Source organism: Azospirillum sp., from assembly GCF_035627195.1.
Lineage (GTDB): Bacteria > Pseudomonadota > Alphaproteobacteria > Azospirillales > Azospirillaceae > Azospirillum.
Genome location: NZ_DASPMG010000092.1, coordinates 1 through 12,994, shown reverse-complemented (window position 1 = coordinate 12,994; position 12,994 = coordinate 1). Strand labels below are relative to the sequence as shown.

12 protein-coding genes are annotated in these 12,994 nt (G+C 69.2%); 3 read left to right on the top strand and 9 right to left on the bottom strand.

What is annotated here, in order from left to right:
- Positions 1–768 precede the first annotated feature (768 nt).
- The 3 genes from VED21_RS08365 (at position 769) to VED21_RS08355 (ending at position 2,062) form a co-directional block, all read left to right on the top strand.
- A complete protein-coding gene (locus VED21_RS08365) occupies positions 769–1,236 on the top strand; it encodes a MarR family transcriptional regulator (protein WP_324881877.1) in 468 nt (155 codons plus the stop codon).
- A gap of 123 nt (positions 1,237–1,359) precedes the next feature.
- Positions 1,360–1,752 carry a response regulator gene (locus VED21_RS08360; protein ID WP_324881876.1) on the top strand — a complete coding sequence of 131 codons (393 nt, stop codon included), beginning with the start codon at positions 1,360–1,362 and terminating at the stop codon, positions 1,750–1,752.
- Between the two features lie 136 nt (positions 1,753–1,888).
- Positions 1,889–2,062: a hypothetical protein gene (locus VED21_RS08355; RefSeq protein ID WP_324881875.1), complete on the top strand. Its 174-nt coding sequence runs from the start codon at positions 1,889–1,891 to the stop codon at positions 2,060–2,062.
- A 66-nt stretch (positions 2,063–2,128) separates the two neighbouring features.
- On the opposite strand, the gene VED21_RS08350 is transcribed toward VED21_RS08355, so the two are convergent.
- The 9 genes from VED21_RS08350 to VED21_RS08310 all read right to left on the bottom strand — a co-directional run.
- A complete protein-coding gene (locus tag VED21_RS08350; protein ID WP_324881874.1) occupies positions 2,129–3,016 on the bottom strand; it encodes a BON domain-containing protein in 888 nt (295 codons plus the stop codon).
- Between the two features lie 325 nt (positions 3,017–3,341).
- Positions 3,342–4,394: a sulfate ABC transporter ATP-binding protein gene (locus VED21_RS08345; protein ID WP_324881873.1), complete on the bottom strand. Its 1,053-nt coding sequence runs from the start codon at positions 4,392–4,394 to the stop codon at positions 3,342–3,344.
- A 38-nt stretch (positions 4,395–4,432) separates the two neighbouring features.
- Positions 4,433–5,305, bottom strand: a complete 873-nt coding sequence (cysW, locus tag VED21_RS08340; RefSeq protein WP_324881872.1) for a sulfate ABC transporter permease subunit CysW — start codon at positions 5,303–5,305, stop codon at positions 4,433–4,435.
- Positions 5,295–6,122, bottom strand: a complete 828-nt coding sequence (gene cysT / locus VED21_RS08335) for a sulfate ABC transporter permease subunit CysT (protein WP_324881871.1) — start codon at positions 6,120–6,122, stop codon at positions 5,295–5,297. The genes cysW and cysT overlap by 11 nt, the downstream gene beginning before the upstream one ends.
- A gap of 54 nt (positions 6,123–6,176) precedes the next feature.
- Positions 6,177–7,196, bottom strand: a complete 1,020-nt coding sequence (locus VED21_RS08330; protein WP_324881870.1) for a sulfate ABC transporter substrate-binding protein — start codon at positions 7,194–7,196, stop codon at positions 6,177–6,179.
- A gap of 266 nt (positions 7,197–7,462) precedes the next feature.
- Positions 7,463–7,915, bottom strand: coding sequence for an Rrf2 family transcriptional regulator (locus tag VED21_RS08325; protein WP_324881869.1), 453 nt, complete (start codon positions 7,913–7,915; stop codon positions 7,463–7,465).
- A gap of 190 nt (positions 7,916–8,105) precedes the next feature.
- Entirely contained in the window at positions 8,106–10,370 is a 2,265-nt protein-coding gene (locus VED21_RS08320) for a DUF4347 domain-containing protein (RefSeq protein ID WP_324881868.1), read from the bottom strand.
- Positions 10,371–10,620: 250 nt separating this feature from the next.
- The gene (locus VED21_RS08315) at positions 10,621–11,775 is read right to left on the bottom strand and encodes a glycosyltransferase family 4 protein (protein WP_324881867.1); all 1,155 of its coding nucleotides are present in this window, start codon (positions 11,773–11,775) and stop codon (positions 10,621–10,623) included.
- A 237-nt stretch (positions 11,776–12,012) separates the two neighbouring features.
- Positions 12,013–12,994, bottom strand: a 982-nt coding sequence (locus VED21_RS08310; protein WP_324881866.1) for a carbohydrate-binding domain-containing protein, incomplete at its 5' end; no start/stop codon positions are given.

The window sequence follows — 12,994 nt, the reverse complement described above, 5'->3', positions numbered from 1 at the left end:
AGCCAGGATCAAACTCTCAGGTTCAATTCACCACAAGTCCCGAAAGACCAGGGCAATTGATGGGGTCGCTCGTGCGACACACCAACCTAAGCTCGATTCTGTATCTCTGCTTGGCTTGGAATGCGCGGTCAAACGACCCCGTTTTGTGCCAGGCCCCTCTTACCAGAGGACCCCAACCGCAGGTCTCGCCGCCTGCGCATCCCTTCTCATTCACGTCTGACTTGTCAAAGATCCCTGCCCCTTCGGCGACCCGACAGCGGTATGTTCCGGAAAACCGGTTCACACCAGCGATGCATGGTCTGGAAGATCGAAGAGGCGCAAGCACTGTAGTGCTCGCAACGGATGGTCTGTTTAGCGCTTTCGCGATCGGCCGTCAAGCCTTTTTCGCTACTCTTTTTTCGATCGGCCCATCTCCCTTTCGAGAGAGGCGGCACGGCCGAAAGCGTCGACCTTCCGTCTTCGACCCCGTCCAGGGCCGTCCCGACCGCCTCCGTGTCCCCTTGGAAGGGGGCGGCGTCGGCCGGGGAGGCGGTGTATAGTGGGGCGCGTCGGGCGTGTCCAGCCCTGTTTTCACCGACCGGCCGATTTTTTCCGATGGGCCGCGGATGTCACAGGTTCTTGCCATGCAGCGCCGGCTGCGCAAGATTAGTGCACAGACGGTACCGGCGCGAAACGATGCCAGAGGACTGGACATCGGGTGCCGAGTGGAGTAAGTTTCGAGTCGAAACCGAGCGGCTTGGCTCGGCACGTCTTTTCAGGGAATCCGGCATGCGCCCAAGCGCGCGCGCGACCGCCGAGGTAATGGCGCAAGTTCTGCGCACCACGGCAAGCCTGGCCTTCACGGAAGGGCTGAACCCCGCCCAGTGGGCGGCGTTGCGTTACTTCGCTCAGGCGACGCCGAGTGCGCGCAGCGTCGTGGCCTTCGCGCGGTATCACGGCACCACCAAGGGCACCGCCAGCCAGACGATCGCGGCGCTGCTCAAGAAGGGTCTGCTGGACCGCCACCGCGGTGAGCGCGACCGGCGCACCGTCAACCTCGTCCTCACCGACGCCGGCCGGGCGCTGCTCGACCACGACCCGCTGAACGAACTGGCGGCGGCGGTCGCGGCCCTGTCCGACGGCCAGCACAAGGCGATGGCCGAGGGTCTCGACCAGCTTCTGCGCACGCTGCTCGCCCGCCGGGCCCGGCGGCAGGCGCGCCGCGACAGCACCGCCGCGGAAGCGGCGGCGGAATAGACATGCCCGCCGGCCCCATACCCGTCGGCGGCACCCCTGCCGATCCTGATCCGCGGACCTTGATCCACGGACCGGGGCACGGCTATCTAGGTGTGAACGTATGAAACGCGAAGGAATCGGCTGATGGCGCGCGTCCTCGTCGTCGACGACATGCCCGCCGTGACCGCGCTGCTGCGGGTCGCGCTGGAGGACAGCGGCCACACCGTCGTCGAAGCCAGCGACGGCAACGCGTGCCTGGACCTCGTCCGGCGCGAGCCCTTCGACGTGGTGGTGGTCGACATGATGATGCCCGGCATGGACGGCATCGAAACGGTGAAGCGCCTGCGCGGGGAGGGCTGCGGCGCGGCGGTGATCGCCATGTCCGGCGGCACCGACGAATTCCCGGCCGCCGCGTCGCTGAAGATGTCGGAGATGTACGGTGCCGACCGCCTGCTCTTCAAACCCTTCGACAACGAGGAGCTGGTTGCCACCATCGACCAGCTCCTTGCAACACGGGGCGCAACACGCGGCCGCTGAACAGCCGGTGGGCGCGGAGACGCCGCCGTATGCGCGGCGGATGATTTGTGCGGTGCAATAAATCCTCCTTTGGTATAGGCTCTTTCCACGGCGTTCCGTCGAACGTCGTATTTGGGCAGCCAAAGTGGAGAGAGCGATGCAACCGACCGAGAGCACCAGCACCCCCGCCGCGAAGCCCGAAGCCGCCGCACCGGCCCGCCCGGCGTTCGCCGGCGCTTTTTCCGGCGGCGGCGCCAGCGGCGGCCTGTTCGTCGACGTCATTCGCACGGCGGAAAAGACGGACGCGCCGGCCACCATCGAGAAGGCCTGACGCCGAACCCGGAAGGCGAGGCAAGGGGCCGCCGGCCCCCTGCCCCATCCGCGAACGGTTCGTTCCTCAGCCGCGGGTCGTGGTTCGGGTCCCACCGGTGCTTGCGCTTCCCGCCCCGGTGGTCGAACCGGCGGTGGTCGAACCGCCAGAGACGGTACCGGTTCCCGAGCCGATTCCCCCCATCCCCGCCATGGCCGAGGCGCCGGCCGACGTCGAGGTGCCGGTCGTCGTGCCGGTTTGCTGGCGAACGCGCAGGTTGTTCTGCACGTGCGTGACGCCGGACACCGACTCGGCGATGTCCTCGGCGCGGCGCTTGGCCATGCGGCTGTCGATGTGGCCGCTCAGCGTCACCTCGCCGTTGCTGACCGTGATGTCGATGTCGGACGCGTCGACGTACGAATCGTCGGTCAGCCGGTCGTTCACGTCCTCCCGGATGCGCTCGTCGGAGCGGGAGTAGCCGCGCGGGCCGCGGCCCCGGTGTTCACCGGCACGCTGCTCGTCCCTGCGCCGCCGCCGCTCGGCATCATCGTCGCCGAACCAGGAGGCGATCTCGTCCCCGGCGCGCTCCAGCCAGCCGCGTTCCTCGCCGCGCGAGCCGTAGCCACCGCCATGGCTGCCGTAGTCACGGACGCGGCTGCCCGATTCGCGGCCGCCGCTCCACTCGTCACGGCCATAGCCGGTGAAGCCGCGTCCCTGGCCATAGCCGCGTCCGTAGTCGGCGCGGCCATAGTCGCTGCTGCCATAATAGTCACCACGGCCGGACCCTTCGCGGCTCCAGCCCTCATTCCGCCCACCGCCGTACACGCCGGCGCTGCGGTAGCCCTCGCCGCGGGAACGATCCTCGTCGCGGCCGTAGCCGCCGCCATAGCTGCCGGAGCTGCGGTAATCGTCGCGCGGGTAGCGGGACGTGTCCTCGCGGGTCCAGTCGTCGCGGCCCCAATCGCCGCGACCCATCTCACCGCGGCTCGTCTCGCCGCGCATCCAGTCGCTGCCACGGCCGGCGTCGCCGCGCCGCCATTCACTGTGTCCCCAGTCGCTGCGGTCCGTGGCGCTGCGATCATCGGCACCGCGGCCACCGGATCCGCCGCGCCAGTCGCGGCTTTCCGAACGCCACCGTTCGCGGTCGTCGTCGGAACGGCCGTAACGGTCCTGGTCATTCCTCCACCGGTTTTCGTTGTACGCCATGGAGTGAGCCTCCTTGCTTGAACGGGTACCCGCGCAACGGCGCGGATACCCCGCTCAACATCGGCTTCCCGATGGCGTTCCGGCCGGAGCCCCGTCAGGCGCGGGGGAAGACCTGGACGCGGTCGATCTGTACGGCGCAGCGGTGGCCCAGGCGCAGGCCGATATCGGCCATGCGGTCGCGCGGCATCTCCGCCTCCAGCATGGTGCCGGCCAGCCGCAGCTCGATGCGCGCCTGCGGCCCCACGGTGGTGACGCCCACCACCGTGGCCGGCCCCTCCGGATCGGGGCGCAGCGCCACGTCGTGCGGGCGGACAAAGGCGATCGCCGGACCGCGCAGCCCGCCGTCGGCCGCCCCGGCCACCGGAATCGCCGGCAGCCCGTCGGCGAGCCGGGCACCACCGTCGTCCACCGTGCAGTCCAGGCGGTTCACCTGGCCCAGGAACTCGTAGACGAAGCTGGACGCCGGGCGGTCGTAGACATCGGCCGGGCTGCCGATCTGCTCGATCCGGCCCTGGCTCATCACCACGACGCGGTCGGCCAGTTCCAGCGCCTCCTCCTGGTCGTGCGTCACGAAGACCGACGTGATGTGCATCTCGTCGTGCAGGTTGCGCAGCCAGCGCCGCAATTCCTTGCGCACCTTGGCGTCGAGCGCGCCGAACGGCTCGTCCAGCAGCAGCACCTTCGGCTCGATGGCCAGCGCCCGGGCGAGCGCCACGCGCTGCCGCTGGCCGCCGGAGAGCTGGGCCGGATAGCGGTCGGCGAAGTGGCCGAGTTGCACGAGGTGCAGCAGTTCCTCCACCCGGCGGCGGATCTCCGCCTTCGACGGGCGTTCGCCGCGCGCCTGCACCTTCAGGCCGAAGGCGACGTTGTCGAACACCGTCATGTGGCGGAACAGCGCGTAGTGCTGGAAGACGAAGCCCACCTTGCGCTCGCGCGGGGTCTGGCCCAGCGCCTCCTCGCCGTGCAGGGTCAGGCTGCCGGCGTCCGGCTGCTCCAGCCCGGCCATGATGCGCAGGAGCGTCGTCTTGCCCGAACCCGAAGGGCCGAGCAGCGCCAGCAGCTCGCCCGAGCGCACCTCGAGGTCCACGGAATCGAGCGCCACGTAGTCGCCGAACCGCTTGGAAATGCCGCTCACCTGAATGGTCATGCTGTGTTCCCCGATCAATGCCCTGATCAATGCCCGGACTAATGCTTGGTGGCGGCCAGTTCGGCGCCGTAGCGCCATTCCAGGGCCGTCTTGGCGACCAGCGTCACCAGCGCCAGCATGGCCAGCACCGACGCGACCGCGAAGGCGGCGACGAAGTTGTACTCGTTGTAGAGGATCTCGACGTGCAGCGGCATGGTGTTGGTGGCCCCGCGGATGTGGCCGGACACCACGGACACCGCGCCGAACTCGCCCATCGCGCGGGCGTTGCACAGCAGCACGCCGTACAGCAGGCCCCACTTGATGTTGGGCAGCGTCACCCGCCAAAAGGTCTGCCAGCCGCCGGCACCCAGCACGATGGCGGCCTCCTCCTCCTCCGTTCCCTGCTCCTGCATCAGCGGGATCAGCTCGCGCGCGACGAAGGGGAAGGTGACGAAGACGGTGGCCAGAACGAGGCCCGGCAGCGCGAAGATGATCTGGATGCCCTGGCTCTTCAGGAAGGGGCCCAGCACGCCGTTCAGGCCGAACAGCAGCACGTAGATCATGCCCGAGATGACCGGCGACACCGAGAACGGCAGGTCGATCAGGGTGATCAGCACGCTCTTGCCGCGGAAGTCGAACTTGGCGATGCACCACGACGCGGCGACGCCGAACACCAGGTTCAGCGGCACGGCGATGGCCGCCACCATCAGCGTGAGCTGGATGGCGGACAGCGCGTCCTCCTCCACCAGCGCCGCCCAGTAGGCGTCGAGCCCGCGGCGCAGCGCCTCGGTGAACACGGCGGCGAGCGGCAGCACCAGGAACAGCCCCACGAACCCCAGCGCCAGCAGGATCAGCAGGATCCGCACCCAGGCCGGGTCGGTCAGGGCGCGGCGCTGGGGTGCCACACCCGCGGACGGCTGGCTAACGTGCATGGCGCACCCTCATCCAATGCTGGAGCAGGTTGATGATCAGCAGCAGCGCGAACGACACCACCAGCATCAGCGTGCCCACGGCCGCCGCACCGGCGTAGTCGAACTGCTCCAGCTTGATGACGATCAGCAGCGGCAGGATCTCCGTCACGCCCGGCATGTTGCCGGCGATGAAGATGACCGAGCCGTATTCGCCCACCGCGCGGGCGAAGGCCAGCGCGAAGCCGGTCAGCAGCGCCGGGAACAGCGCCGGGAAGACGACCCGGGCGAAGGTCTGCCAGCGGCTGGCACCCAGGCTGGCGGCGGCCTCCTCCTCCTCCGGCGGCAGGTCCTGCAGGATGGGCTGCACGGTGCGCACCACGAAGGGCAGGCCGATGAAGGTCAGCGCGATGCCGATGCCCAGCGGCGTGAAGGCGACCTTCAGCCCGAACCACTGCATCAGCAGCTTGCCCACCCAACCGTTGGGCGCGTACAGCGCGGTCAGCGCGATGCCGGCCACCGCGGTGGGCAGGGCGAACGGCAGGTCGACCAGCGCGTCCATCAGCCGCTTGCCGGGAAAGTCGTAGCGCACCAGCACCCAGGCGACCAGCAGGCCGGCCAGCGTGTTGACCGCCGCGGCGGCGAGCGAGATGCCGAAGCTGACCTGGAAGGCGGCGAGGACACGCGACGTCATCACCGCGTCCCACAGGCCCGACCAGCCGAGGCCGGCCGCCTTCACCGCCAGGGCACCCAGCGGCAAGAGGACGATGAGGCTGAGGTACGCGAGCGTGAAGCCGAGCGTCAGGCCGAATCCGGGCAGGACGCTTGGCTTTTTCAGCACGACGCCCCCCGTTGCCGGGGGGGCCGTAGAGTCGAGAGCGACGGACACCACGCGTCACCGCCCCGGCTTGTAGATCTCGTCGAAGACGCCGCCGTCCGCGAAGTGCTTCTTCTGTGCCTCACGCCAGCCACCGAAAGCCTGATCGATCGTCACCAGCCTAACATCGGCGAAGCGTCCGGCATACTGGCTGGCAAGCTCCGGCTGGCGCGGGCGGTAGAAGTGCTTGGCGGCCAGTTCCTGCCCCTCGCGGGTGTAGAGGAACTGAAGGTAGGCCTCGGCGACCTTGCGCGTGCCCTTGCGCTCGACCACCTGGTCGACGATGGCGACCGGCGGTTCGGCCAGGATGGACATCGACGGGACGACGATCTCCAGCTTCTCGGCGCCGAACTCCTGCACCGACAGGAACGCCTCGTTCTCCCAGGCCAGCAGGACGTCGCCGATCTCGCGCTGCGTGAAGGTGATGGTGGAGCCGCGGGCACCGCTGTCCAGCACCGGTACGTTCTTGAACAGGGATGCCACGAACTCCTTGGCCTTGGCCTCGTCGCCCCCCTGCTTCTCCTTGGCATAGGCCCACGCGGCCAAGTAGTTCCAGCGCGCACCGCCCGACGTCTTCGGATTCGGCGTGATGACCTGCACGCCCGGCTTCACCAGGTCGCTCCAGTCCTTGATCTGCTTGGGGTTGCCCTTGCGCACCAGGAACACGATGGTCGAGGTGTAGGGCGAGCTGTTCTGCGGCAGGCGCTGCTGCCAGTCCTTGGCCAGCAGGCCGGCGTCGGCAATCGCGTCGATGTCGTAGGCGAGCGCCAGCGTCACCACGTCCGCGTCCAGCCCGTCGATCACCGAGCGCGCCTGCTTGCCCGAGCCGCCGTGCGACTGCTTGACCTGCAGGGTCTGTCCGGTCTCAGCCTGCCATTTCTTGGCGAAGGCCTTGTTGAAGTCGACGTACAGTTCCCGTGTCGGATCGTAGGAGACGTTGAGAAGCGTCACCGGCCCGGAGGCCGCGCGGGCACCGAGGGCGGCGAGCAGGATGCCCGCGACCAGGACCGGCAGGTGGATGCGGAGGCGGAACGGCATGGTGCGGCACTCCCTCGTCTATTGCACAAATCTTTGCAGCTGATTTTTCTGCGATTTGCCTATCTTGTTTCTAGAGATTGAGCGAAGATTCAGCGCTTGTGAAGCCCTCTTTTTGCACGCGCGCGCCGGAACGCCCCCCGCCCTACCTTATTCCACGCGGAATCAAAGGCTTGGCCGGCGAAAAAAGTTCGGCCCGCGCAGCCTGCGGCGCCCGGCGAAGTGGTAGGCTTCGGCGGGTGCCGCACGCGGCGGAGCATTCAACAGTTTCAGATGTCGAAGTGTGCAGGGAGTTCGCCGGTGGCTTGGCGATGGCGCAGCGCATCGGCCAGGGTACGGTGGTCGAGCACCTCGGCGGTGGCGTCGCGCACTTGGATCATCAGCCAGCGGACCGAACAGGTGGCCGGGTCCGTGCAGTCGGCGCAGGGCTTGAAGTTGAACTTGCTGGCGCAGGGGATCGGGGCGATGTGCCCGTCCATCAGGCGGATCACCTCGCCGAAGGAGATCTCCGTCGGCAGGCGCGCCAAGCGGTAGCCGCCGCTCTTGCCGCGCTTGGCGTAGAGCAGGCCGTTCTTGCGCAACTCGACCAGGATCGCCTCAAGGAACTTGCGCGGGATGTTTTCGCGCTCGGCGATGTCGGCGATCAGCACCAGCTCGTCGTCCGGCTGCTCGGCCAGCATGATGAGCGCGCGCAAGGCGTATTTTGCTTTTTGGGACAGCATGAACCGGAAAGTTTCCCTATCGGGAGGCTTGGTTTTCCGAATGTCGGCCAACGGGGGGCCGACGTCAACGTTTCCGGTTCCGAATGCCGTGCGGATCGAAAGGCATGCGTTGGGTTTTCGCCTTCGGCTCAACCCGACCTGCGAAGCGCCCGCAGATCGGGTCGAGCGCGGCGAAAACCCAACATCACGCTTACAGCGTCGTGAACCACCCGGCGTTCACGTCGGCTGCGCGCACGCCCGTCAGGGTCAGCTGCTCGCCGGTGCCGAAGGTCACCACCGCACCGGCACCACCGTCGGCCACCGTCCAGGTGTCGCCCGCGCGCAGGCCGATGCGGTCGCCCTCGGCGATGCGCAGGTCGGCCGCCACGTCTGCACCGCCGCCGGCGGCGCTGAACACGTCGGCGCCCTCGCCGCCGGTCAGCGTATCGTTGCCCATGTTGCCGAACAGCACGTCGTTGCCGGCTCCGCCCTGGAGGTCGTCGTCGCCCTGGCCGCCGAACAGCGTGTCGTCGCCGTCCTCGCCGAACACACGGTCGGCCGCCATGTTGCCGTACAGCGCGTCGCCGCCCAGGCCGCCGAACACGAGGTCCGCGTCCTGGCCGCCGAAGATGGTGTCCACGCCCTCGTCGCCATAGAGGAGGTCGGCCTGCTGGTTGCCGTAGACCACGTCGTTGCCGGCACCACCCGCCAGCGTATCGGCGCCGGTGTCGCCGCGCAGCACGTCGTCCCCGGCCCCGCCGGTCAGCGCGTCGTCGCCGGGGGTGCCGGTCATCTGCGCGCCGCCCGGCTGGCCGCCGTCGGCGGCGATGCCGAAGGCGTTCCCGGCCAGGATGATGCGATCCGGCCCGTAGTTGCCGAGCAGCATGAGGTTGACGTCCGCTCCGGGGGCGGCGTTGGTGCCGATGTGCAGCACGGTGTTGCCGTTCAGGCTACCGACCTGCACCTGCCCGGCGCCGACGGCGCCGCCGTCGCCCGCCGTGGCCGGGCCGCTGAAGGTGACGCCCGCGATGCGGACGGCGTCACCCACCCGCAGCCCCTGGACGACGAACAGGTTCGCGGCCTGCCCGGCACTCATGGTCACGTCGTGCGGCCCGGCGCCGGAAAGGCTGAGCACCTCCACCCCGGTCAGCGTGATGCCGGAGACGTCGACCCGGCCGGCGGCCGCGACCTCCAGCGCATCGACGTCCTCGCCGCCGTGGAAGGCGAGCAGACCGCGGGTGTCGTCCACCGTCACCGGCGTGCCGTTGGAGTTCTCGACCATGCCGACGTGCCGGATGATGTAGCGGTCGCTGCCCGCACCGCCGTACAGCACGTCGGCATCGTCCACCACCAGCCGGCCGTTCTCCATGTGGCTGCGGGCACCAGCGTCGATGAAGACGTCGTCGCCGGCACCGCCATAGGCGGTGTCACGGTCCCACTCGCCGCACAGCGTGTCATTGCCGGCCCCGCCGAACAGCACGTCGTCGCCGGCGTTGCCGGTCAGTTCGTCGTTGCCGCTCTCGCCGTACAGCACGTCCTGGCCGTGCTTGCCGTACATGAAGTCTTCGCCGGTGCCGCCGTACAGCGTGTCGTCGCCGAAGCCGCTCTCGATCGTGTCGTTGCCGCCGAAGCCGTACTGCAGGTCGTTGCCGTCGATGCCGCGGAACCAGTTGGCCTCGTCGTTGCCGTACATGGTGTCGTTGCCGTTGGTCGGCACGAACCGCTCGACGTCGACGTAGCGGTCGCCGGCCGCCGCACCGCCGTTGTTGGACTGGTCGCGCAGGTCGATGCGCACCGGCGTGGTGCCGGCCGAGGTGTAGAGCACGGTGTCGAGGCCCGTGCCGCCGTCCATGAGGTCGGTGCCGGCGCCGCCGTCCAGGTCGTCCTGCTCATCGCCGCCCAGGAGCGTGTCGTTGCCGTCACCACCCAGAAGCGTGTCGGTGCTGCCCAGCCCTTCCAGCAGGTCGTCGCCCGACGTGCCGGTGATCTGGTCGGCCCAGCGCGTGCCCAGCACGTGCGGCCACGCCTCGGCGCCCTTGAAGGCCGGCGGCACGGTGACGGGGGCGGTCGCAACGTCCAGCTCCCACGAGCCGCCCCGCCCGGCGTGCCCGACCGGGCGGCTGGAGGCCGCCACCGTGCACCCGGCTGCCTCCGCGAGGCCATCGACGAAGCGGCGCCCCGCGTCGCCCTCGGCGACACGGCAGGCGTAGATCATCACCGCGGTGCCCGCGGCGTCGGGCCACTCCCGCGCGGCCAGCGCCGCCTCGTCCAGCGGGCGGGCGCCGAGCCGCACTTCGCCCGGCGCGCCGTGCGCCAGCAGGTGCACCGCCTTCGGCCGCCGCGCCAGCGCGTCGGCCAGGACCGCTCCGGCGTCGGCATCCTCGGGCACGAGGATGACCTGGATGTCCGGGCGCCGCCGCTCCAGCAAGCCTTGCAGGTCTTCGAGGCCGGCGCTGGTGATCAGGAATTCCGCCAAGGCATATCCTCCGTTCGCGACCGCAGCCGGAGTCCCGGTTCGAAAACGCGGTCATCTGGAATGATGGCCGCCCGCGCACGGGGTAATGCCTGGTCGGGTGGCCTTTTGCACAAAATCGTCCGATGTGCACCGGCCTCAACGCGACCTGTAATGAAATGTTGCCAAGTAATACGCCTGCCCGTTGGCGGTCCGGCAGGCGTATCTCCTTTTCCGTTCTTCTGCCGATTCCGGCTATTGATGCCGCGGACGGTCAGCGCTGCCGCAGCAACTCGGCGTAGACCGCGGCGACGCGGTCCTGGACGAGGCCGACGTCGTAGCGTTCACGCACCAGCCGCCGCGCCGCCATGCCCAGGCTCCGCGCGCGGCCCGGTTCGGCCAGCAGCGACTCGATGGCGGAGCGCAGGGCCGGGACGTCGCCGGGATCGATCAGCAGGCCGGTTTCGCCGTGCGCGATCGCCTGCGGAATGCCACCGACCGGCGTGGTGACCACCGGCAGCCCGTAGGCCATCGCCTCCAGGAGCGCCATGGGCAGCCCCTCGGCGTAGGAGGGCAGCAGGAACACGTCGGCCTGACGCAGCACCGCCTCCTTCTCCGCACCCTCGACCCAGCCGAGCAGGCGGACGCGGTCGGCCCACGGCTCCCCAGCGATGCGGGCGCGCACCTTGTCGACCTCTCCGTCGCCGCCGAACCAGAACTGTGCGGTCGGGAAGCGCGCGACGACCGCCGGGATTGCGTCCAGGATGTCGTAGGTGCCCTTGCCCGGCCCCAGCCGGCCGAGCGCCAGGACCACCGGTCCGTCGCCGCCGCGGGCGTGTTCCGCCGGCGAGGGCGGCACGACCACCGGGTTGGGGACGACGACCAGCCGCTCGCGCGGATAGAGGGTGCCGTAGAAGTCGCCCCACTCCTGCGACAGGACGAACAGCCGGTCGAGGCGGTTGAGCACGAAGCGGACGTAGGCCCGGCGCAACGGTCCGCACGCCTTGTAGAAGGCCGGGAAGGCGCCCGCGTGCGCCTGCCCGACGCGGGGAATGCCCAAGAGCGCGCACAGCAGGATGAAGACCGACTGCCGGTAGAAGCTGGCGTTGGCCGAGAAGTGCACGTGCACCACGTCCACCCGCCGCGCCGCCGCCACCGCGGCGAACCGGCCCAGCGCGCGCAGCGCCGCCAGCAGCTTGCGCCCCCGGCTGCCGTCCACGTGCGTCGGGATGTGGCGCAACGCGAAGGCCGGCTCCCGCCAATGCCCGAGGACGACCTTGAGGACGGCCGCTACGCCGCCCAGGCCCTGTGTGGAAGGGCCCAGGACGACGACGCGCCTGGGCGCCGCAATGGCCTCCTCGGTTCGCGGCTCCGGCCCGACATCGTCATCGGAGGCACCTTCGGCAAGCGAGCGAGCGTTGTTCCACATCCAGAAAGTCATTCGGTCCGGCCCCGTTCCTGATGGCAGGAGAATACCCGATAAGGAACCGCACATTGGCGGCGCAGGAGCCTTCGGACAACGGGGTCGCGCCAACCATGTCGGCGTAACACCTGCCGTCTACCCCGCACCTCCTATTGGCCATCCGGGGGACCACCAACACGAAAAAAGGGCCGGCAGCATTCGCTGCCGGCCCCCGTAGGCGTACTTGACCTTACGTTGCGACCGTCAGGCCGCCGACGCCAGCTCGTGCTGATCGAGCAGCGGATCGGCGTGGAGCGCGTTGAGCACCGCCGCGTCGAAGGTCGTGGCCTGGGCCGCGACCGCCTCGGCGGAGACCGCCGGGGCCTGCTGCATGGCCACGTGGTTCCACAGGTCGACCGAACCCGCTTCCGCCGGGGCCGCCGACGCCACCGGCGCCGAGGCGTGGAAGTAGTCCTTGGTCGGGTTGAACGTCAGCGTGCCGTTCCACCACATGCCGGTCTGGCCGGAGATGACGTCCTGGCCGTCCAGGGCGTACTTGTCGTAGGTGACGCCGGTGGCGGTGGAGGCCATGGCCTTGCCGTCCACGGCGATGCCCTTGATGTGCAGGTTGCGGTCCACGCCGTTGACCACGGCGTCATTGTCGTACTGCACCTGGACCTTGTGCGCCGCGTCCTGCGTCAGGCTCGCCTTGAAGGTGTAGGCCGTGGCCGTGGTGGTGTTGGCCGTGGCCTCGCCGACCTGCTTGCCGTCCACCAGCACCTTGAAGTGCCCGCCGACGCCGCCCGCCAGATTGGAATGCGCCGTCACCGTGATGGTGTTCGTCGCCGTCCCGCCGGTGGTCGGGGAGGTCGGGGTGGAGGTGGAGGAGCCGGCCGGAGCGATCACGTTGGTGCCGACCTTCATGGCCGACGCCGCGACGTTGTCCAGCGTGGCAACGGTCACCGGGGCACCCGAACCGGCCGAACCGTCGGCGTCGATGCGGACCTCGGTCGCCGTGCCGTTGGCGACGAACTTGACGTAGTCCGCGGCCGGGGTGACGCCCGACGCCTTGAGGGCGTTGTAGTACGGGGTCAGGTCGATCTTGTCCTCGGCCACCGCGAAGTCGGTGACGCGGTCGACGCCCGTGTCCTTCTCGATGACGACCGTGTCGAGGCCCGTGCCGGTGGTGATGACGTCGTTGCCGGCGCCGCCCACCAGGATGTCGTTGCCCGCACCGCCGGACATC

Excerpts from the sequence above, each read along its gene's own strand:
- VED21_RS08365 (WP_324881877.1), top strand. The coding sequence starts at position 769 with ATGCGCCCAAGCGCGCGCGCGACCGCCGAGGTAATGGCGCAAGTTCTG.
- VED21_RS08360 (WP_324881876.1), top strand. The coding sequence starts at position 1,360 with ATGGCGCGCGTCCTCGTCGTCGACGACATGCCCGCCGTGACCGCGCTG.
- VED21_RS08355 (WP_324881875.1), top strand. The coding sequence starts at position 1,889 with ATGCAACCGACCGAGAGCACCAGCACCCCCGCCGCGAAGCCCGAAGCC.
- VED21_RS08350 (WP_324881874.1), bottom strand. The coding sequence starts at position 3,016 with ATGGGTCGCGGCGATTGGGGCCGCGACGACTGGACCCGCGAGGACACG.
- VED21_RS08345 (WP_324881873.1), bottom strand. The coding sequence starts at position 4,394 with ATGACCATTCAGGTGAGCGGCATTTCCAAGCGGTTCGGCGACTACGTG.
- cysW (WP_324881872.1), bottom strand. The coding sequence starts at position 5,305 with ATGCACGTTAGCCAGCCGTCCGCGGGTGTGGCACCCCAGCGCCGCGCC.
- VED21_RS08330 (WP_324881870.1), bottom strand. The coding sequence starts at position 7,196 with ATGCCGTTCCGCCTCCGCATCCACCTGCCGGTCCTGGTCGCGGGCATC.
- VED21_RS08325 (WP_324881869.1), bottom strand. The coding sequence starts at position 7,915 with ATGCTGTCCCAAAAAGCAAAATACGCCTTGCGCGCGCTCATCATGCTG.
- VED21_RS08315 (WP_324881867.1), bottom strand. The coding sequence starts at position 11,775 with ATGTGGAACAACGCTCGCTCGCTTGCCGAAGGTGCCTCCGATGACGAT.